16 protein-coding genes and 1 other RNA gene are annotated in these 19,992 nt (G+C 55.0%); 15 read left to right on the plus strand and 2 right to left on the minus strand.

Annotated elements, in window-relative coordinates; genetic code table 11:
• Nucleotides 1–30 precede the first annotated feature (30 nt).
• The 6 genes from AAFJ72_RS07635 (at nucleotide 31) to AAFJ72_RS07660 (ending at nucleotide 7,554) form a co-directional block, all read left to right on the plus strand.
• Nucleotides 31–1,554, plus strand: coding sequence for a coproporphyrinogen III oxidase (locus AAFJ72_RS07635; RefSeq protein WP_432776647.1), 1,524 nt, complete (start codon nucleotides 31–33; stop codon nucleotides 1,552–1,554).
• A gap of 482 nt (nucleotides 1,555–2,036) precedes the next feature.
• Nucleotides 2,037–3,320 carry a histidine--tRNA ligase gene (gene hisS, locus AAFJ72_RS07640; RefSeq protein ID WP_432776648.1) on the plus strand — a complete coding sequence of 428 codons (1,284 nt, stop codon included), beginning with the start codon at nucleotides 2,037–2,039 and terminating at the stop codon, nucleotides 3,318–3,320.
• Nucleotides 3,321–3,342: 22 nt separating this feature from the next.
• Nucleotides 3,343–5,133, plus strand: a complete 1,791-nt coding sequence (aspS, locus tag AAFJ72_RS07645) for an aspartate--tRNA ligase (RefSeq protein WP_122905959.1) — start codon at nucleotides 3,343–3,345, stop codon at nucleotides 5,131–5,133.
• A 49-nt stretch (nucleotides 5,134–5,182) separates the two neighbouring features.
• Nucleotides 5,183–5,364: non-coding RNA, 6S RNA (gene ssrS / locus AAFJ72_RS07650), on the plus strand.
• 69 nt (nucleotides 5,365–5,433) lie between these two features.
• Nucleotides 5,434–6,189 carry a tRNA threonylcarbamoyladenosine dehydratase gene (locus tag AAFJ72_RS07655; protein ID WP_122905960.1) on the plus strand — a complete coding sequence of 252 codons (756 nt, stop codon included), beginning with the start codon at nucleotides 5,434–5,436 and terminating at the stop codon, nucleotides 6,187–6,189.
• A gap of 6 nt (nucleotides 6,190–6,195) precedes the next feature.
• A complete protein-coding gene (locus AAFJ72_RS07660) occupies nucleotides 6,196–7,554 on the plus strand; it encodes an AAA family ATPase (protein WP_432776649.1) in 1,359 nt (452 codons plus the stop codon).
• Between the two features lie 16 nt (nucleotides 7,555–7,570).
• Here AAFJ72_RS07660 and AAFJ72_RS07665 read toward each other — a convergent pair whose 3' ends face one another.
• Nucleotides 7,571–7,744 carry a hypothetical protein gene (locus AAFJ72_RS07665; RefSeq protein WP_170163465.1) on the minus strand — a complete coding sequence of 58 codons (174 nt, stop codon included), beginning with the start codon at nucleotides 7,742–7,744 and terminating at the stop codon, nucleotides 7,571–7,573.
• Nucleotides 7,745–7,843: 99 nt separating this feature from the next.
• Between AAFJ72_RS07665 and cymR the strand changes: the two genes are divergently transcribed.
• The 7 genes from cymR (at nucleotide 7,844) to AAFJ72_RS07700 (ending at nucleotide 14,704) form a co-directional block, all read left to right on the plus strand.
• Nucleotides 7,844–8,263: a cysteine metabolism transcriptional regulator CymR gene (gene cymR / locus AAFJ72_RS07670; RefSeq protein WP_122905962.1), complete on the plus strand. Its 420-nt coding sequence runs from the start codon at nucleotides 7,844–7,846 to the stop codon at nucleotides 8,261–8,263.
• Nucleotides 8,264–8,305: 42 nt separating this feature from the next.
• On the plus strand, nucleotides 8,306–9,454 hold the full coding sequence (locus tag AAFJ72_RS07675; protein ID WP_432776650.1) for a cysteine desulfurase family protein: 1,149 nt from the start codon (nucleotides 8,306–8,308) through the stop codon (nucleotides 9,452–9,454).
• Between the two features lie 195 nt (nucleotides 9,455–9,649).
• Nucleotides 9,650–11,317 carry a methyl-accepting chemotaxis protein gene (locus AAFJ72_RS07680; RefSeq protein ID WP_432776651.1) on the plus strand — a complete coding sequence of 556 codons (1,668 nt, stop codon included), beginning with the start codon at nucleotides 9,650–9,652 and terminating at the stop codon, nucleotides 11,315–11,317.
• 101 nt (nucleotides 11,318–11,418) lie between these two features.
• Entirely contained in the window at nucleotides 11,419–13,680 is a 2,262-nt protein-coding gene (recD2, locus tag AAFJ72_RS07685) for an SF1B family DNA helicase RecD2 (protein WP_432776652.1), read from the plus strand.
• Nucleotides 13,681–13,754: 74 nt separating this feature from the next.
• Complete coding sequence (locus AAFJ72_RS07690; protein ID WP_122905965.1) at nucleotides 13,755–14,246, plus strand: PRC-barrel domain-containing protein; 492 nt, start codon at nucleotides 13,755–13,757, stop codon at nucleotides 14,244–14,246.
• Between the two features lie 24 nt (nucleotides 14,247–14,270).
• Nucleotides 14,271–14,477 (plus strand): hypothetical protein, encoded by a 207-nt coding sequence (locus AAFJ72_RS07695; RefSeq protein ID WP_005832479.1) that lies wholly within the window; start codon nucleotides 14,271–14,273, stop codon nucleotides 14,475–14,477.
• A gap of 32 nt (nucleotides 14,478–14,509) precedes the next feature.
• Nucleotides 14,510–14,704, plus strand: a complete 195-nt coding sequence (locus AAFJ72_RS07700; RefSeq protein WP_246005837.1) for a hypothetical protein — start codon at nucleotides 14,510–14,512, stop codon at nucleotides 14,702–14,704.
• A gap of 120 nt (nucleotides 14,705–14,824) precedes the next feature.
• On the opposite strand, the gene AAFJ72_RS07705 is transcribed toward AAFJ72_RS07700, so the two are convergent.
• Nucleotides 14,825–15,511 carry a TerC family protein gene (locus AAFJ72_RS07705; RefSeq protein WP_432776653.1) on the minus strand — a complete coding sequence of 229 codons (687 nt, stop codon included), beginning with the start codon at nucleotides 15,509–15,511 and terminating at the stop codon, nucleotides 14,825–14,827.
• 378 nt (nucleotides 15,512–15,889) lie between these two features.
• Between AAFJ72_RS07705 and AAFJ72_RS07710 the strand changes: the two genes are divergently transcribed.
• On the plus strand, nucleotides 15,890–16,954 hold the full coding sequence (locus AAFJ72_RS07710; RefSeq protein WP_432776654.1) for an AI-2E family transporter: 1,065 nt from the start codon (nucleotides 15,890–15,892) through the stop codon (nucleotides 16,952–16,954).
• Nucleotides 16,955–17,277: 323 nt separating this feature from the next.
• Nucleotides 17,278–19,926: an alanine--tRNA ligase gene (gene alaS, locus AAFJ72_RS07715; RefSeq protein WP_432776655.1), complete on the plus strand. Its 2,649-nt coding sequence runs from the start codon at nucleotides 17,278–17,280 to the stop codon at nucleotides 19,924–19,926.
• The last annotated feature ends 66 nt before the right edge of the window (nucleotides 19,927–19,992 follow it).

Below are 19,992 nucleotides of genomic sequence, written 5' to 3' on the forward strand. Positions count from 1 at the left end.
TGGCATTTTAAAAAAGCAGGTGAACGAACCATGATTCAAATAAAGTGCGAGGGACACGCGTTTGAACGCGAGCTATCCCTGATTCTCGCCTTGTTTTACGAAGATCCCGCGCTCGCCTTTGTCTCTTTGTGGGAAGGTGACGCCGATATGCGAATCAAGCTGGCACTGACGGTACAGGACGAGGGCGTGGTGGCTTCGGGCGAGCTTGTTGCCGGGGGCAGACAGCTCGCTCACCAAGTCAAACGCAAATACGTCTCGCACGATGAAAAAGCGAAGCGCAGAACGGCCAAGCAAGCCCTCTGCTATGCCTTGCTGCTGATGCTGGAAGAGTATACCGGAATCGAGCAAGGCTGGGGCATCCTGACGGGGATTCGCCCGACGAAACTGTTGCACCAACTGAACGCCGCAGGTGTCGGACGCGAGGAAGCGCACCGGAAGCTGCAGCAGGAGGTCATTTTGCGTCCGTACAAGCTGAAGCTTTTGCAAGAGATCGTAGACAAGCAGCTGCAGGTCGTGCCCGACTTGTACGAGATCGACCGGGAGCTGTCCGTGTACATCGGCATTCCTTTTTGTCCGACGAAATGCGCGTACTGTACGTTCCCAGCCTATGCGATCCGCAGCCATACCGCTTCGGTCAACCCGTTTCTTGAAGGGCTGCACTACGAGATCGAGAAAATGGGCGAGTGGCTGACGAGAAACAACCAGCGCATCACCTCCATCTACTTCGGGGGCGGCACGCCGACGAGCATTACGGCAGAGGACATGAATCAGCTGTTTGAGACGATGCACCGCAGCTTTCCGCATATGGACGGGGTGCGCGAGCTGACGGTTGAAGCAGGCAGGCCGGATACGATTACGGCGGAAAAGCTCGCTGTCATGAAGCGCTGGAAGGTGGACCGGATCAGCATCAATCCCCAGTCGTTCACCCAGGAGACGCTTCGCGCAATCGGCCGTCACCACACCGTCGAGGAGACGATTGAAAAGTACCATCTCGCCATGGAAATGGGCCTGACCAATATCAACATGGACCTGATTATCGGGTTGCCCAACGAAGGCGTGGCCGAGCTGGCACACAGTCTCGAACAAGTGGAGAAGCTGATGCCCGCCTCCCTGACTGTGCACACCTTGTCTTTTAAAAGAGCTTCCGAGATGACCCAGAACAAGGAGCGCTACAAGGTGGCCAGCCGCGACGAGATCAGCAGGATGATGGAGATGGCTTCCGCCTGGACAGCGGCAAACGGCTACAACCCGTATTATTTGTATCGGCAAAAAAACATTTTGGGTAATCTGGAGAATGTCGGTTACGCCAAGCCGGGGCAGGAAAGCATCTACAACATCATGATTATGGAAGAGGTTCAGACGATCATTGGTCTTGGCTGCGGAGCCGTCTCCAAGCTGATGGCGCCGGGCAGCGGCAAGCTGAAGCGTTTTCCCAATCCGAAAGACCCGAAGACGTACAACGAAACGTACAAGACGCTGGTGGAAAACAAGCTGCGTGAACTGGACGAAATTTACACAGGGGCGACTGACGCAGAAAAAGAGGCGCACGTATAGACGCTTTTGACGATCCCATTGCAAAAAAAGTTTTACGGAGTGCCTGTTGACGCCTGCTGGCTGGTTTGCTATGATTCACATTAAGCTTTTGGATAAAACAAGATCTGATGACGGGAACAAGTACCCAACGAAACGGATAACCAGAGAGGAAGCGCCGTGGCTGAGAGTGCTTTCGTATCACGACTTGGTGAATGACATCCCCGAAGACCGCAGTGAACGGGCGAGGTATTGGCCTCGATTCTTCAGTAACTGGCAGGCGTGCGCCGGCGTTAACGGCTAACAAGTGGGATAGCCTTTTTCCATAAGGCTGTTCAAACAGGGTGGCACCACGGGAGTATAACCAGTCTCTCGTCCCTGACATGTGGCGAATTGCCGAATGTCAGGAGGCGAGGGACTTTTTTATTTGTCAGCAAAATAAGTTGTCTCATCCTGGAGGTTTGGCGTAGCCCAAGTTTTTCAAAAGACATGGAGGTTCGAGAGGAATGACGAGAATCCAGATTCCCCGCGGTACGCAGGATATTATGCCCGGTACCGTAGAGCTGTGGCACTACGTGGAGGCAAAAGCCCGCGAGCTGTGCCGCCGCTTTAACTACGCGGAAATTCGCACGCCGCTGTTCGAGAGCACGGAGCTGTTCCAGCGGGGTGTAGGCGAGACGACGGACATTGTGGAAAAAGAAATGTACAGCGTGGCCAACCCGCGTAGCAACGATGCGCTCACGCTGCGTCCGGAAGGGACGGCGGGCGTCGTTCGCTCCTACGTGGAAAACAAGCTGTACGGTTCGCCAAATCAACCGACCAAGCTGTACTACCTTGGTCCGATGTTCCGGCACGAGCGTCCTCAGGCGGGTCGCTACCGCCAATTCGTGCAATTTGGGGCAGAAGCAATCGGTTCGAGCGATCCGGCGATTGACGCCGAAGTGATCGGGCTTGCCATTCGGCTGTACCAGGAGCTGGGACTGACAGGGCTGTCCGTCGAGCTGAACAGCGTCGGGACGGTAGAAGACCGGGCGCGTCACCGCGAGCATCTGCTGGCGCATCTGAACGGCGTGCGCTCCGAGCTGTGTGCAGATTGCCAGTCCCGGATTGACCGCAATCCGCTGCGCGTGCTCGATTGCAAAAACGAAAAGTGCAAAACATTGACGAATGACGCTCCGTCCATTCTGGACTACTTGAGCGAAGAGTCGGCGGCCCACTTTGAGGCGGTGAAAGAATATCTGACTGCACTCGACATTCCGTACCATGTCAACCCGCGTCTGGTTCGCGGGCTGGACTACTACACGCTGACCGCTTTTGAAATCAAGATGGCGGAGATTGGCGCGGTGGAAACGCTTTGCGGCGGCGGTCGCTACAACGGCCTGGTCGCAGAGCTGGGCGGCGACGACATGCCGGGAATCGGCTTTGCGCTCAGCATCGAGCGCTTGCTGCTTGCGCTGGAAAAGCAGGGCGTACAGTTGCCGATTACAGGCGGAATCGATTGCTTCGTCGCCGTGCAGACGCCGGAAGCGAAAAAAGGCGCGTTTATTCTCGTCGACCAACTGCGTCAGGCGGGCGTGTCTGCTGAGCTGGACTACCTCGACCGGAAAATGAAAGCGCAACTGAAGCAGGCGGATCGGCTGTCTGCCCGTTTCACCGCGATCATCGGGGAGTCCGAGCTGGCCAACGGCACAGTCGTGCTGAAGGAAATGGCAACAGGCGAACAGCAGGAGATCAAGCAGGACGAATTCGTCTCTGTTCTGGCTGCAAAAGTGCAACAAGCAAACGAATAAACCAAAAGTGGAGGAAATCAACATGTCTTGGCAATATCGCACCGTACATTGCGGTGAAGTGACAACCGAACACGTAGGACAGGAAATCGTACTGAACGGCTGGGTGCAAAAGCGCCGTGACCTTGGCGGAGTCATTTTCATCGACTTCCGCGACCGCACCGGGATCGTGCAAATCGTCTTCAATCCGGAGCACAACAAGCCAGCGTGGGAAGCCGCTGACAAAGTGCGCAGCGAGTACGTTCTGGTGGTAAAAGGCAGCGTTGTAAAACGTGCGCCGGAAGCGGTCAATCCGAAGCTGAAAACGGGAGAAGTCGAGGTTCACATTTCCGAAATCCATATTTTGAACGATGCCAAAACGCCTCCGTTCCCAATCGAGGACGACATCGACGTCGATGAGCAGGTTCGCCTGAAATACCGCTACCTCGACCTGCGCCGTCCGGAAATGCAACGCTCCCTGATGTTGCGCAGCAAAGCGGCGAAAGCATTCCGCGACTACCTGGACGAGAACGGCTTCGTGGAAGTGGAGACGCCGATGCTGACCAAGAGTACGCCAGAGGGCGCGCGCGACTACCTCGTGCCATCCCGCGTACATCCCGGCGAGTTCTACGCGCTGCCGCAATCGCCACAGCTGTTCAAGCAGCTTTTGATGGTATCCGGTCTGGAGCGCTACTACCAGATCGTGCGCTGCTTCCGCGACGAAGACTTGCGCGCTGACCGCCAGCCTGAGTTTACCCAGGTGGACATCGAAACATCCTTCCTGTCGATGGAAGAAATTTTGCCGATGATGGAAAAAATGGTCGCGCACGTGTTCAAGCAAACGATTGGCGTGGACATTCCGACTCCATTCCCGCGCCTGACTTATGCGGAAGCGATGGCTCGCTACGGCTCTGACAAACCGGACGTACGCTTCGGCATGGAACTGACAGACGTATCCGATCTGGTTGCGACAAGCGACTTCAAAGTTTTCGCAAGCGTAGTCGCTGGCGGCGGACAGGTAAAAGCGATCAACGCCAAAGGCTGCGGCCACTACTCCCGCAAGGAAGCGGATGACTTGCAAAAATTCGCGGCCCGCTACGGTGCGAAAGGACTTGCGTACATGGGCTTCAAGGACGGCGAAGTAAAAGGCCCGATTGCCAAGTTCTTTAAAGAAGAAGAGATTAACGAACTGAAAAAGCGTCTCGAAGCAGAAGAGGGCGACCTGCTCCTGTTCGTGGCCGACAAGCCAAAAGTCGTCGCAGACGCCTTGGGCGCCCTGCGCTCCAAACTGGGTGCGGAGCTTGGCCTGATCGACCACAGCAAGTTCGCGTTCCTGTGGGTGGTAGACTTCCCGCTGCTGGAGTGGGATGAGGAAGCAAAACGCTACGTGGCACTGCACCATCCGTTCACTCGTCCAAAAGACGAAGACCTGCACCTGTTCGACACCGATCCGGGGCAAATCCGTGCGCAAGCATACGACATGGTGTTGAACGGCTACGAGCTGGGCGGCGGTTCCATGCGGATTTTCAAACGCGACGTACAGGAAAAAATGTTCAAGGCACTCGGCTTTACAAAAGAAGAAGCGCATGAGCAATTCGGCTTCCTGCTCGATGCATTCGAGTACGGCACGCCTCCGCACGGCGGAATCGCGCTCGGCCTGGACCGCCTGATTATGCTGCTGGCTGGCCGCAACAACCTGCGCGAAGTCATCGCGTTCCCGAAAACAGCAAGCGCGAGCGACCTGATGGTCAATGCGCCTGATGTGGTAGCGCCGAAGCAGTTGACAGAGCTGTCGATCGCCACGCTGGCAAAAGAAGAAGAAAAGGTAGAAGCGTAATCGACTTGCGCAACTGCATGGCTGTTTGATACATTGGTAATACTACTACCAAGCCCTGCGATGTTCGTGACATCCGAAAGTTTTGAGCCACAAAGTTTGTTTCGGGAGTTTTTCGTCCGCAATTGTAAAGACACGCCTCCGTCGAGTGGACGTCTGCAACAATTGGGCAAGACACCCACCTGCGATGAGCAGGTTCAAAACCAAGGAGCTACACGGCATTCTGGGGCTCCTTTTTTCTTTGTGATTCCTACTTTTCCGATTGACTATGAATCTACTTGCGAATGAAAGGTGAAACTTACGATGCTTCATCAATTTTCCCGTTGCGAATTGGCCATCGGTCCCGAAGGTTTGGAAAAAATGAAAAATAGCCGCGTCGCCGTTCTCGGTGTGGGCGGCGTTGGTTCTTTTACAGTGGAAGCGCTTGCCCGGACAGGTGTCGGCAAGCTCGTGCTGGTGGACAAGGACGTGGTTGACATCACCAACATCAACCGGCAGATTCACGCGAACCTGAATACCATCGGACAAAAAAAGGCAGAGCTGATGAAAGAGCGGATCGCCGCGATCAATCCGGAATGCGAAGTCGTGACGCTCAACATGTTTTACAACAACGAGACGGCCGAGCAACTGTTTGCCCATGAATTGGACTACATCGTGGACGCCATGGATACGATGTCGGCCAAGCTGCATCTGATCCAGGAGGCGAAGCGCCGCCGCATTCCGATCATCTCCAGCATGGGGGCGGCGAACAAGATGGACCCGACCCGTTTTGAGGTTGCAGATATTTCCCAGACAAGCTACGACCCGATTGCCAAGGTGATCCGCCGCGAACTGCGCAAAAAAGGCATTTACAAAGGTGTCAAGGTAGTATACTCCAAAGAAATTCCGGTGACTGTGCGCACAGATGTGCGGGAAAAAATCGTGACCAACCCGGATTCTCCGATCAGCAAAGTGCGGCAGCCTCCAGCAAGCAACGCTTTTGTTCCATCTGTAGCGGGCCTGATTCTGGCCAGCGTCGTCGTGCGTGACCTGCTGGACTGGCAGCCTGTAAAAGGATAGGATAGCATGAGCGATCTGTTTTCGTATGCCTATGACCAGGAAGGGGGCCGCAAGCAAAAGCCGCTCGCTGCGCGCATGCGGCCCAGGACGATTCAGGAAGTGATCGGCCAATCGCACATTCTGGCGCCGGGCAAGCTGCTGCGCCGGGCGATTGAAGCCGATCAAGTATCGTCGCTTATTTTTTACGGCCCGCCCGGCACGGGAAAGACGACATTGGCAAAAGTGATTGCCCGCACGACCCGCACGCATTTTTCCGAGTTGAACGCAGTCACCGCAGGGGTAGCGGACATCCGCAAAGTCGTGGATGCAGCCAAAGAGCGGCTCGTCATGGACAACCAGCGGACGACGCTGTTCGTCGACGAGATTCACCGCTTCAACAAGTCCCAGCAGGACGCGCTTCTTCCCTACGTAGAGGAAGGGACGATCATTTTGATTGGCGCCACGACGGAAAATCCTTTTTTCGAGGTCAATCCGGCCTTGCTGTCCCGCTCGCAAGTGTTTGCCTTGCAGGCGCTGTCGCATGAGGAACTGCGGCAGGTGATGGAGCGGGCGCTGACCGATGAGGAAAACGGATTGGCAGAACTGGCTGTCACCGTGACGAAGGAAGCCGCCGAGCACTTGATCCAGTATGCGGAAGGAGACGCCAGACGGCTGCTGAATGCGTTGGAGCTGGCGGTGACGACGACGCCACCTGATCCGGACGGCGGCGTGACGGTGACGCTGGATGTGGCTGTAGAGTCCATCCAGCGCCGCGCCGTTCGCTACGACAAAAGCGGCGACAATCATTACGACACGATCTCGGCGTTTATCAAATCCATTCGCGGCTCCGATCCGGATGCTGCGCTTTACTGGCTGGCGAGGATGATTGATGCGGGCGAAGATCCCCGGTTTATTTCGCGCCGACTGGTGATTTCGGCTTCCGAAGACATTGGGAATGCGGACCCGCAAGCGATCTCGGTTGCGGTTGCCTGCTTTCAGGCGGTAGAATTGGTGGGGATGCCCGAAGGACGAATCCCTCTGGCCCAGGCGACGACGTATTTGGCGACAGCGCCGAAAAGCAATGCGGCCTACAACGGAATCAACTCCGCGCTGGAGCGGATTCGTACAGATGGCCACAAGCCTGTACCGATTCATTTGCGCGATTCGGCGTACAAGGGCGCAGCCAAGCTGGGACACGGTCAGGGATACCTGTACCCGCACGACTACCCGTATGGATATGTACCCCAACAGTATCTGCCTGACGGTGTGAATTATTCGTTCTACCAGCCAAAAGATTTTGGCTACGAGCGGCATATCCGGCGCTTCCAGGAAGAGCGGAAAAAGCTGGACGCTCGCGGATTGCCGAAGAAAAACTCCCCCGAATAACAGGGGGAGCAGTCCATCAGGTGCGGACGTTGCCGCCGGGTTTGTTCGGCAAATCGCCGTTTTCATTCGGCTGTTTACTCTGTTCGCTTGCCCCGAAGCGGGCTTTGTGGGCAATGGTGCCCGCAGGCTGGTCGTACAAGGTGGCGGACGGGTGGTTGCGTCCTCGTTCCGAGCGCTTGTTCGTTGCCATTTTGCTTTCACCCCCCTAAGATGCTAGTGTGTCCCGGGACGCCCAAGTCATGTAGGGTAAGGGAGTGGGTAAACACAAGAAAAAGAGGAGAGTTGTTACGTGAAAATTTCTACGAAAGGACGCTACGGACTGACGATCATGATGGAGCTGGCCAACCGGGTAGGGGAAGGGCCGACCTCCTTGCGCAGCATTGCCCAGAAGCATGAACTGTCCGAGCATTATTTGGAGCAGCTGATTGCGCCTTTGCGCAACGCAGGATTGGTAAAAAGCATTCGCGGAGCCTACGGCGGCTACGTTTTGGCAAAACAACCGGATGAAATCTCTGCCGGAGATGTCATTCGTGTACTGGAAGGGCCGATCAGCCCGGTTGAGTTTGCAGAAGAAGAGGACCCGGCGAAGCGCCAGCTTTGGCTGCGCATTCGCGACAGCATTTCCGCGGTGCTCGATTCGACCTCGCTGCAAGATTTGATTAGCTATGAAGATGACGGACATACCGATAACTATATGTTTTACATTTAAGCAATTCAAGCAAGGCTGCCAAGCCAGTAGAAGGTGACACTTTTGTCTGACATGTTGTATTTTGACCACGCTGCTACGACTCCGGTGCATCCCCGTGTACTTGCGGCGATGACTCCATACTTGACGCAAGTATTTGGCAACCCGTCCAGTGTCCACGGCGCCGGACGCGAGGCGCGCAAGGCACTGGAACAAGCGCGGGATACGATCGCGGGCTTTCTGGATGCCGATCCGCAATCGCTCATCTTTACCAGCGGCGGGACGGAAGCCGACAATATGGCGATCATTGGCGGGGCGATGGCGCAGCGCGAACGCGGCCGCCATGTCATTACGACCCGGATCGAACACCACGCGGTCCTGCACGCTTGCGAATTTTTGGAGCAGGCAGGGTTTGAAGTGACGTATTTGCCTGTAGACAGGACAGGCTCTGTCCGGCTGGAAGATGTGAAGCAGGCTGTCCGCCCGGATACCGTGCTCGTCTCGATCATGTACGGCAACAACGAGGTTGGAACGATCCAGCCTATTGAAGAAATCGGCGCTTTCCTGCGGGAAAAAGGCATTGTTTTTCACACGGATGCCGTACAGGCATTCGGCGTGTTGCCGATTCAGGCAAAACAGCTTCCGGTGGACATGCTCTCTGTGTCCGCGCACAAAATCAACGGCCCCAAAGGCGTAGGGGCCCTGTATCTCGCCCGCAAGGTCCCGATCTCGCCGATTTTGCACGGCGGGTCGCAGGAACGCAAGCGCAGGGCGGGAACGGAAAACCTGGCTGGGATCGTCGGCTTTGCCGAAGCTGTCAAAGTCGCAGCAGAAGAGATGGCTGATCGCGTTGCCAAATACGGGGAAATGAAGGCCGCCATGCTCGCCGTTTGGGAAGAGGAAGGAATTTCCTACCATGTAAATGGACACCCGACAAACGTTATGCCGCATATTCTCAACGTCAGCTTCCCTGGCGTGCACACGGAAACGATGCTGATGAACCTCGATCTGTCTCGAATCGCAGCGGCCAGCGGCTCGGCGTGCACGTCAGGCTCCCTGGAGCTGTCGCACGTGCTCGTGGCGATGCAGTTGGAAGACGAAATTGCCCGGTCCGCGATCCGCTTCAGTTTCGGCATTACGAACACCGTCGAGGAAGCAAGACAAGCCGCGCAGACCGTGGTGCAAATCGTCAACCGCCTCGTGCGCAGCAAGTAAATGGAACACACCACAAACCAACAGGAACCGCCCGGAAGCAGGAAAGTGCCTCCGGGCGGTTTTTGTTGGCTTTGTTTGAGCGAATTGTCAAATTATTTTCACTTGTGGTTAAATGTGGAAGATGATGGTAAAATGACTCTGTAGAACCATGCCGGAAGAACCAAGTTTTTCGCATCTTAATCAAGGAGAGGAAAAATGATGATGGCCAGACGATACTCGATTCGCTACAAACTGGTGCTGACAATTCTCTTTCTGACCGTCCTTCCACTGATGATCGTCGGGTATATCCAGTTTGAAAGTGCGCGGAGTGCCGTATATCGGCTGACGGTTTCCGATTTGCAATACATAACCAAATTGAAGGCGCGGGAGCTGGCCCCTTATGTCCAGACGACGACCTTAAACGAAGCAAGTAAACAGAAAATGGACGAAATCGTACGCGATGTGGCAGAGAGCTACTACAAGCCGAATGGAATGGTCGGCTATGCCTATATTGTCGATGAAAAAGGCGTGGCGCTCTTCCACCCGGAAGCAAGCGTGCAAAATACTTCGCTCGCCGGCGAAGCGTTCATGCAGGAGATGCTCGGTAAAAAGAGCGGCTGGCTGGAATACGAGTTCCAGGGGGCCACAAAGCTGGTCGTGTACGAAGCATTGCCGAACGGATGGATTCTCGCGATTGGCAGTTATCAGAACGACTTGCTTGCGACAATCGAGAGCAACCGTCCGCTCATGTTTCTCCTGAATCTGCTGAGCGCAATCGTGGCGCTCGCTACCGGGATTTTTATCGTCAGCAAGCTCGTTCGTCCGCTGAAAGAGCTGGTGGCCGCGATGAAGGCAGCAGAGGGAGGCGATCTGACCAGGCGGGTGACAGTCCGCTCGCGGGACGAGCTTGGCGAGCTGTCTGCGATGTACAACGAAATGATGGAAGTGTTCTGCCACATGTTAAGCGAGGTGCAGCGTGTCTCCCAACAGGTGGCGGCTGCCTCCGAGGAATTGACGGCCAGCGCCGCAGAAAGCGCCCGCGCCGCGGAGCAAGTCTCGCTCGCCTCCACAGAGATTGCGACTGGTTCGGAGGTGCAAAAACAGACGGTAGCGGATACGACGCGCTTTTTGACGCGAATCGGCGGCGACATCCAGCAAATCGCAACCGCCACAGAACAGGTCAATACCGATGCGACACAGGCGTTTCGCCTGGCGCAGGATGGCGGGGACAAGCTGAAAGAGCTTGTGCAGGAGATGGACGAGATTACGACCCGCGCCCGCCATACGGAGCAGGTCATTCGCGAGCTGGGCAGGCAATCGGAAAAAATTATCGGGATCATTACGATCATCCGGCAAATTTCCGAGCAAACGAACCTTCTCGCACTGAATGCGGCGATTGAAGCGGCACGCGCCGGCGAACAGGGAAGAAGCTTCGCAGTCGTCGCGCAGGAAGTGCGCAAGCTGGCAGAACAGTCAGGAAATGCGGCAGAAGAAATCGCCTCGTTGATTCATACGATCCATACCGACATTTTGGCTGCCGTCCAGGCGATGGGGACGACGACAGAAGCGGTTCAGGCAGGGCGGGGCGGTGTAGCCGTCGCGGGAGAAAGCTTCCAGCAAATTTTGGTCGCCGTCCAGGACGTCAGCCAGCAGGTGAACCGGATGAATGAGGCGGCACAGGGCATTCACCGCGATACGCTCCGGCTCGTCGAACACTCCGAAAAAATCGCCGAGCTGGCGGAGACAGCCGCGAAGGATACGCAGGAGGTAGCGGCCGCTTCCGAACAGCAGACTGCGACGACCGAGGAAATGACGGCGGCTGCAGAGACACTGGCCCAGATGGCGGAGCAGTTGTCAGAGCAAGTAAAACGCTTTACAATTTAAAACGTATGACTACGAGAAAAATCCACTTTCCTTGTCAAAGTGGATTTTTCTGTTCGTGCCACTTTGCTCGTCATGGAGCAGGCAAGAGAGGAGAAGGTGAGATGGAGGAGCAGCAATCAATCTCCCTGTTTGCGGAACCCTTTATTCGCGGATATATGATACAAGAAATTTTTTACAATGAAGAAACGTGGTACGGCGTCATTCGTCTTAAAATAGAAGAGACGACAGAAGCGGTCAAGGAATCGGAAGTCATCATTGTCGGCAACTTCCCTCGGCCTCACCCGGAGGAGCTGTATACGTTCTACGGCGAGTGGAAGACCCATGCGCGCTTCGGACAGCAGTACGCGGTCAAGCGTTACGAGCGGGAAACGCCGAAGACGCTGTCAGGCGTGGAGCGCTATTTGGCCAGCGGGCTGTTTCAGGGCATCGGCAAAAAGATGGCAAAGCGCATCGTCGAACACCTAGGCGTAGATGCCTTGACGATTATCGCCGACCATCCCGAGCGGCTTGCGGAAATCCAGGGCATTTCCGAATCGCGGGCCAAGCTGATTTACGAGTCCGTCCTGGAGCACCGCTCATTGGAGAGTGCGATGGTCTTTCTGTACGACTTCGGGATCGGCGTGAACATGGCGCTCCGAATTTACCAGACGTACAAGCTGGAGACGATGACAGTGCTCAAGGAAGAGCCGTATCGCTTGATCGAGGATGTCGTCGGGATCGGGTTCAAGCGGGCTGACGATATTGCCCGCGCGACCGGTATAGCCGCATCGTCGGAGGAACGCGTAAAAGCGGCGGCCTTGTTCGTGCTCCAGGAGGCGTCCTATTCGGAAGGACACGTCTACTTGCCTGTTGATGAGCTATGTGAGAAGACGCTCGGCCTGTTGATGGAATGCGGCGGGCACGTTTTTTCCGGGGAAGACATTTTGCACGCTGTCGAGGCTTTGTTTGTTGCAAGCAAGGTCGTTTGGGAGGATGAGCGCGTCTATTTGCCTTCCCTGTTTTTTGCGGAGCTGGGTCTGGCGAACAAGCTGCGGCAGTTTGCCAAGCGGGATTCATTCGGATCGTTTCCGGCCTCGGAATTTTACCGTGCCCTGGGAGCCGTGGAGGACGAGCTGGGAATCAGCTATGCCCAGACGCAGCGGGATGCGATTGAACAGGCGATTACGTCCGGGCTGATGCTGCTCACAGGTGGACCGGGTACGGGCAAAACGACGGTAATTCGCGGGATTTGCCGCGTCTTTTCGCAGTTGCATGGACTGTCGCTCGATCTGAAAAAATACAACGAAGAAAATCCTTTCCCGATTTTGCTCGTGGCTCCGACCGGGCGCGCTGCCAAACGGATGACGGAGACGACAGGTCTGCCTGCGATGACGATCCATCGTCTGTTGGGCTACAAAGGCGAGAGCTTCGAGCACGACGCCGAGAATCCGATTCGCGGACGGCTGCTGATCGTGGACGAAATGTCGATGGTCGATGTCTGGCTGGCAAACCAACTGTTTCGCTCCGTGCCGGACGACATGCAGGTGATTATGGTTGGCGACCCTGACCAGCTGCCGTCCGTTGGCCCAGGCAACGTGTTGCTCGACATGATCCGCTCCGGGCTGCTGCCGATGGTGCAGTTGACGGAAATTTACCGCCAGGCTGAAGAGTCCACGATCATCCGGCTGGCGCATGATGTGCGCAAAGGGCACGTCCCGGCCGATTTGCTCGATACGACGCCGGATCGGCGATTTTTCACAAGTTCGCCACAAGATGTTCCCGAAGTGGTGAAACAAATTTGTCTGGGAGCCGTAAAAAAAGGATATACGGCAAAAGATGTACAGGTTTTGGCGCCTATTTATAAAGGAAACGCCGGGGTAAACCGGCTGAATGAAGAACTGCAAGAGCTGTTCAACCCGAAAACCCCGCAAAAGCGCGAGGTGAAGTTCGGGGACACGACTTTTCGCACAGGCGACAAGGTTCTGCAGTTGGTGAATAATGCCGAAGAACAGGTGTTCAACGGCGATATGGGTGAAATTGTTGCGATATTTTTCCCGAACGAAAACGCAGAGAACCAGGAAATGCTGGTTGCTGCTTTCGACAATCGGGAGGTGGTGTACAGGCGTTCGGATTACCATCAGCTGACGCTTGCCTACTGCTGTTCCGTACACAAATCACAAGGGAGCGAATTTCCGATCGTCGTCATGCCGTTTGTCAAAAGCTACTACCGGATGCTCAGGCGCAAGCTCGTATATACGGGCATTACGCGGAGCAAATCATTCCTCATCATGTGCGGGGAGCCGGATGCGTTTCGTGCAGCCGTGGAAGCCGACGAAGAAGGAGTGCGGTACAGCTTTTTGCAGGAACGGCTGCAGCAGGAGTGAAGCTGGAACCATTTGCGCCGAATGGACATGCTGCTTTCGCCCGATACTAAAAGAGCGGAAGGGGGATGTCCCACATGCGCAAGGCAATGGATGCAGTCGGTTTGCCAGTCGTTTGCCTCCAAACCGGAGAGACGCTTGGCACCGTACGTGACATTCTTTGCGACTCCACTTGGCATGTACGAGGAGTCTTGCTGAGCGAACAGGGTTGGTTCCATTCAGGTACCTATATTCCTACCGAGCAGATTCATGCGGTAGGGGAGTCCTGCCTTACCGTAACGGGAAAAGACGCGATCACGCCCTTGCCTCATCTCGCCGGGATTGAACCTGTCGGCATCGTGACGGGAAAAATGAAGCTAAAAGGAAAAGCGGTGATTACCGCTTCCGGAGAACTCCTTGGCAGGCTGGAAGATGTTTACTTTTCAGCGAACTGGGAGAAACTTGTAGGGTACGAACTGTCCAACGGCTGGTTTGCAGATGTGACAGAAGGGCGCAAGCGTCTGCCTGCACCGGCTTCCGTCATCATCGGGGAGGACAACCTGATCGTGCCGGACTTTGTTCGTACCTAGGCGTGATAAGGGAGGAAAAGCGTGATGCGTGTCATTTGCCCGAACTGCAGTTCCAAAGATGTAGGGAAGATTGGAACCAATCAATACTACTGCTGGAATTGCTTTATAGAGATGAGCGTTTCCAACGAGCAGATTGCTTCTGTCTACCAGGTGGAGGAAGACGGATCCTTGCATTCGCTCAACGATCTGTTTATTGAAGATCAAACGGTTTCCGCACAACTGAACATGTAGCTACTCCTTCATGTGAAGAAAAACAACTGGAGGTGGCACGCTTGTTTACTCGAAGTTTATTGCGCGTCCTTGCCACAAGCGGAATTGTGGCTGTCATCGGATATTTGATAGCCCCGCGCCGCCGCAGCCGTTTTTCGCTGAATTGGAAGCAGTTGCCCTTCTCCATGCGCGATATGACTCGCATGATGAAGACAGGCCGCAAGCTGATGCGTGCAGTTACCCGTTAACGAGACATGATGGCAACAGGAACGTTCAAAAGCACCCGAGCATAGAATGAGTTCGGGTGCTTTTTTGTGCAGCAAAAAGCTCCGTCGCACAAAGAGGACGGAGCTTTGGTTCAAAGATGTTTAGTTTTGTTCGGCCAGTCGCTTTTGCTGCTGGCTTTTCATGCGTCCGATCAACAGCACGCCGGCGACGACAGCGACGATGAACACCCATTTGACCCATGGGTACGCGGTGAAGAACGGTGCCAGGAATTTTTCGGTTGTCACCATGCTGGCGGCGGTGTAAGCGAGGACGGCAGCCCCGATGTAGATCACAATCGGGAAACGCTCCATGATTTTCAAAATCAGCGTGCTGCCCCACACCATGATCGGTACACTGATGACCAGTCCGACGATGACGAGCAGAAAATCACCATGTGCGGCACCGGCAACAGCGATGACGTTATCGAGACCCATGACCGTATCGGCCACGATGATGGTCCAGATCGCAGCGCCAAGGCTTCCGCTAGGCTTCATGTTTTCTTCGCCGTCATCCGAGACGAGCAGCTTGAGGGCAATCCACATCAGGATCAGGCCACCGACAAGCAAAAGACCAGGGATTTTCAGCAGCCAGACAACGGCGAGTGTTGCCAAAGCACGGATGATAATTGCACCGACCGTTCCCAGGATGATTGCCTTTTTTTGCTGTTCGGCGGGCAGATTTCGCGCGGCCATCCCGATTACGATGGCGTTGTCACCGGCCAACACGAGGTCGATGACGACGATCGCGAGCAGGGCAGACCAAAATTCAGGTTGCAGCAGTAGTTCCATTTTCTCTTCCTCCTCCTCATCCTGTTTGAAGATAAAAGCGAGTTATCCTCCGGCCGTTTTCTTGATACCTCCTATAGTGTTTGTAACGGGGGCAAAAAAGAAAACGACCTTTCCCTGGACAGGCAAAGGTCGTTTGAAAACAAAAAAAGACCTTTTACCTGACAGGCAAAGGTCTTGCTTACAACATCGCAAAAAGCATGTTGCCAACATAGCCGGGGATTTCTCCCGTAATGACGACTATGTTGCGAAAAAGCTACTCCCCTTTGGAGATATCCTCTTGTAAATACATACTACTTCGGTGTTTTCCGGGTGTCAATAGGGTACATGATTTTTGTGCGAAGAACACACCCTAATGGAAATGGAGAGGAGGTGTCCTTCGTGGATGAACTGCGCCGAAGCCGCCTGTTTGCTGCTGCGCTTTGGCTGATCGCGCTGCTCGTCATCGGCAATTTGCTGTGGATGATTCGCCCGGTTCTCGCACAGCTGTTTGCTCTTTTGGAGGAAGTGCTGATTCCCATCATCCTGGGTCTGGTGATCGCGTACCTGCTTCACCCGATTGTCGTTTTGCTGGAAAAAAGGAGAGTTCCCCGGCTGATGGCTGTCCTGCTTATTTACGCTTCGTTTGTGCTGGTTATCACAATCGCCGTCATCAACGCCATTCCCGTTTTCACGAATCAGTTGGTGGAGCTGTCCGACGACTTGCCCCGGCTGATGGACTGGTACTACAAGTGGATGAGCGAGTGGGAGGCATACAAATACTTTTTGCCAGACAGCATCTCGCACGGAGTAGACCGGGTCATCATCCAGTCGCAGGAAGGAATGTCCCACTCCGTAACGAGGCTCGTCAACAACGCGCGCCATTCGCTTGGCAAGCTGTTCGCCTTTGCCATCGTGCCGTTTATCGCCTTTTATTTTCTGAAAGATATGAGGGCGCTGCATGAGACGGGCATGTCCATCGTGCCAAAAGCGTACCGCAAGCAGGTGCTTGTCGTCTTGCGGGACATCAACGAATCGCTCGGCAACTACATACATGGGCAGATGATCGTGGCCCTGATCGTCGGGGTGCTGGCTTACCTTGGCTATTGGCTGATCGGGATGCCGTACCCGTTCGTACTCGCCGCAGTCGTGTGCCTGACGAACATCATTCCCTACATCGGCCCTTTGATCGGGGCAGCGCCAGCGATGGTCGTCGCCTTGACGATTTCGACGAAAATGCTGCTTTTTGTCATTGTTGTCAACTTGGTCATTCAGGTGCTGGAAGGCAACATCCTGTCGCCAAACATCGTCGGACGCTCGCTGCAGCTGCATCCGCTGACGATCATTGTGGCGTTGCTGGTCGGGGAGACGCTCGGGGGAATTATTGGCCTGATCGTGGCGGTGCCGGTGCTTGCCGTATGCAAGGTGGTCATCAGCCGAATTGCCGTCATGATGCATGAAAGTTGACATCGATCAGGAAAAAAATTTATAATACGAACATATGAGTACAAGCGAGATCAATGAGGGAACGAGTACGTTGCAGACCTTCTACAGAGAGGGGGCTCCACGGTTGAGAGGGCGCTCAGAAGAAGGGCAACCGAAGGCTACTCCTAAGACCGGGCAAAAACCGGCGGGTCGGCACCGTTACATGCCCGTAAAGCGACAGACGATCCGTGCTTTTTTGGCATGAAGGGAAGTCTGTAAGCAGGGTGGTACCGCGAGAAAAAACAGTTCTCGTCCCTGAGGGGATGGGAGCTTTTTTATTTATTTTTGTACAGAGGAGAATGCAGATGAAAAAGCTGACAGGCAATCAGATCCGCAAAATGTTCCTTGACTTTTTTGTGGAGAAAGGGCATCGCATCGAGCCGAGCGCTCCGCTTGTTCCAATCGACGATCCATCCTTGCTGTGGATCAACAGTGGCGTGGCGACGCTCAAAAAGTATTTTGACGGCCGCATCATTCCGGACAACCCGCGCATCACCAATTCGCAAAAATCAATCCGTACCAACGATATTGAAAACGTAGGCCGCACCGCTCGCCACCATACCTTCTTCGAAATGCTAGGTAACTTTTCCATTGGCGATTACTTCAAGGCAGAGGCGATTGAGTGGGCATGGGAATTTTTGACCAGCCCGAAATGGATCGGCTTTGAACCAGAGCGCCTCTCCGTCACCATTCACCCGGAAGACGAGGAAGCGTATGAGCTGTGGAACAAAAAAATCGGCATTCCGGAAGAGCGCATCATCCGTCTGGAAGGCAACTTCTGGGACATCGGTGAAGGTCCGAGCGGTCCGAATACGGAAATTTTCTACGATCGCGGCGAAGAATTCGGCAACGATCCGAACGATCCGGAACTGTATCCAGGCGGGGAAAACGAGCGTTATCTCGAAGTGTGGAACCTGGTGTTCTCCCAGTTCAACCACAACCCGGACGGCACTTACACGCCGCTGCCCAAGAAAAACATCGACACCGGCATGGGGCTGGAGCGGATGGCTTCCATCCTCCAGGGTGTGGACAACAACTTTGAAACAGACCTGCTGTTCCCATTGATCGAGCGGACAAGCGAGATCTCCGGCGTGCAATACAAAACAAGCCCAGAGCTTGACGTGGCGCTGAAAGTGATCGCGGACCATGCCCGTACCGTCGTGTTTGCCATCGGGGACGGAGCGCTTCCTTCCAACGAAGGCCGCGGCTACGTCATCCGCCGCCTGCTGCGCCGCGCTGTGCGCATGGGCAAGAAGCTGGGTGTGGAGAAGCCGTTCCTGTACAGCCTGACAGAGACTGTCGGCAACATGATGGGCGAATTCTACCCAGAGGTTGTGCAAAAACGCGAATTCATTGAAAAAGTCATTCGCACGGAAGAAGAGCGCTTCCACGAGACGCTGAACGACGGACTGGCGATCCTGTCCGAGATGGTCAAGACGGCAAAAGAAAACGGCCAATCGCAACTGTCCGGTCAAGACGTGTTCAAAATGTACGACACATACGGCTTCCCGGTCGATCTGACAGAGGACTTCGCCAGCGAGCAAGGTCTGGCAGTGGATCGCGACGGCTTCGACAAGGCGATGGAAGAACAGCGCGAACGTGCCCGTGCTGCCCGCCAGGACGTAGACAGCATGCAAATCCAGGGCGGTCCGTTGTCTGAACTCACGGTTACAAGCCAGTTTGTTGGTTATACTGAATTGGTAGCAACAGGAAAAGTCGAAGCGATCATTTTCGACAACCAGTTGGCTGACGAAGCAGAAGAAGGGCAAACTGTACAGGTCATTCTCGATCAGACGCCGTTCTATGCAGAAAGCGGCGGTCAGATCAACGACGAAGGATACCTGCTCTCCGATTCTGTCAAAGCGCGCGTGACAGATGTGCAAAAAGGGCCAAAAGGCCAAAACGTACACTCTGTCATCATCGAAGCAGGCACACTGCGTAAAGGCGACACTGTACGCGCGGAAGTAAACCGCGAAGCTCGTCTGGCGATTACGAAAAACCATACCGCGACACACTTGCTGCATCAGGCGCTCAAAGACGTACTGGGCACGCACGTCAATCAGGCTGGTTCGCTTGTAGCCCCGGATCGCTTGCGCTTTGACTTCACGCACATCAGCGCGATTACGCCGGAAGAGCTGGAGCGCATCGAAGCGATCGTCAACGAAAAAGTGTGGGAAAACCTGAGCGTGGAAATCTCCAACAAGCCGCTGGCAGAAGCAAAAGCAATGGGGGCGATGGCGCTGTTTGGCGAAAAATACGGTGACATCGTGCGCGTGGTCAAAGTCGGCGACTACAGCCTGGAGCTGTGCGGCGGATGCCATGTCAATAACACGGCCGAAATCGGACTGTTCAAGCTGGTCAGCGAAAGCGGCATCGGGGCGGGTACGCGCCGGATCGAAGCTGTGACTGGCCGTGGGGCTTACCAGTTCCTGAATCAGCAGTTTGCGACACTGAAAGAAGTGGCACAAGCACTGAAAGCACCTGTGCTTGCTGAAGCGCCTGCACGCGTAGAAAGCCTGCAACAGCAGCTCAAGGAAGTGCAGCGTGAAAACGAATCGCTCCGCGCGAAGCTCGGCAACATCGAAGCGGCAGCATTGACCGACCAGCTCAAGCAGGTAGACGGCATGAACGTCCTCGCGGCGCGCGTCTCTGCCTCCGATATGGACAACCTGCGCGGCATGGTAGACGAACTGAAAAACAAGCTCGGCTCCGCAGTGATCGTACTCGGCTCTGTCGATGGCGAGAAGGTCAATCTCGTTGCTGGCGTGACCAAAGACCTGATGGATCAAGGCATCCACGCTGGCAAAATCATCAAGGAAGTGGCTACCCGTTGCGGCGGCGGCGGTGGCGGTCGCCCTGACATGGCGCAGGCGGGCGGAAAAGACCCTTCCAAGCTGCAAGAAGCGCTGGATGCGGTAGCAGAGCTCGTCAAAAGCCAGGCAGTAGCGAAATAGCCGATCCCGCCAAGAAATTTGCAAAATCGACAAGGAGTAGGTTCCATCCAGGTCGAATACAGTATG

The sequence above is a fragment of the Brevibacillus gelatini genome (assembly GCF_050920745.1).
GTDB classification, from domain to species: domain Bacteria; phylum Bacillota; class Bacilli; order Brevibacillales; family Brevibacillaceae; genus Brevibacillus; species Brevibacillus gelatini.

Excerpts from the sequence above, each read along its gene's own strand:
- AAFJ72_RS07655 (WP_122905960.1), top strand. The coding sequence starts at position 5,434 with ATGCTTCATCAATTTTCCCGTTGCGAATTGGCCATCGGTCCCGAAGGT.
- recD2 (WP_432776652.1), top strand. The coding sequence starts at position 11,419 with ATGGAGGAGCAGCAATCAATCTCCCTGTTTGCGGAACCCTTTATTCGC.
- AAFJ72_RS07680 (WP_432776651.1), top strand. The coding sequence starts at position 9,650 with ATGATGATGGCCAGACGATACTCGATTCGCTACAAACTGGTGCTGACA.
- AAFJ72_RS07695 (WP_005832479.1), top strand. The coding sequence starts at position 14,271 with ATGCGTGTCATTTGCCCGAACTGCAGTTCCAAAGATGTAGGGAAGATT.
- AAFJ72_RS07705 (WP_432776653.1), bottom strand. The coding sequence starts at position 15,511 with ATGGAACTACTGCTGCAACCTGAATTTTGGTCTGCCCTGCTCGCGATC.
- aspS (WP_122905959.1), top strand. The coding sequence starts at position 3,343 with ATGTCTTGGCAATATCGCACCGTACATTGCGGTGAAGTGACAACCGAA.
- hisS (WP_432776648.1), top strand. The coding sequence starts at position 2,037 with ATGACGAGAATCCAGATTCCCCGCGGTACGCAGGATATTATGCCCGGT.
- AAFJ72_RS07635 (WP_432776647.1), top strand. The coding sequence starts at position 31 with ATGATTCAAATAAAGTGCGAGGGACACGCGTTTGAACGCGAGCTATCC.
- AAFJ72_RS07690 (WP_122905965.1), top strand. The coding sequence starts at position 13,755 with ATGCGCAAGGCAATGGATGCAGTCGGTTTGCCAGTCGTTTGCCTCCAA.
- alaS (WP_432776655.1), top strand. The coding sequence starts at position 17,278 with ATGAAAAAGCTGACAGGCAATCAGATCCGCAAAATGTTCCTTGACTTT.
- AAFJ72_RS07665 (WP_170163465.1), bottom strand. The coding sequence starts at position 7,744 with ATGGCAACGAACAAGCGCTCGGAACGAGGACGCAACCACCCGTCCGCC.
- AAFJ72_RS07660 (WP_432776649.1), top strand. The coding sequence starts at position 6,196 with ATGAGCGATCTGTTTTCGTATGCCTATGACCAGGAAGGGGGCCGCAAG.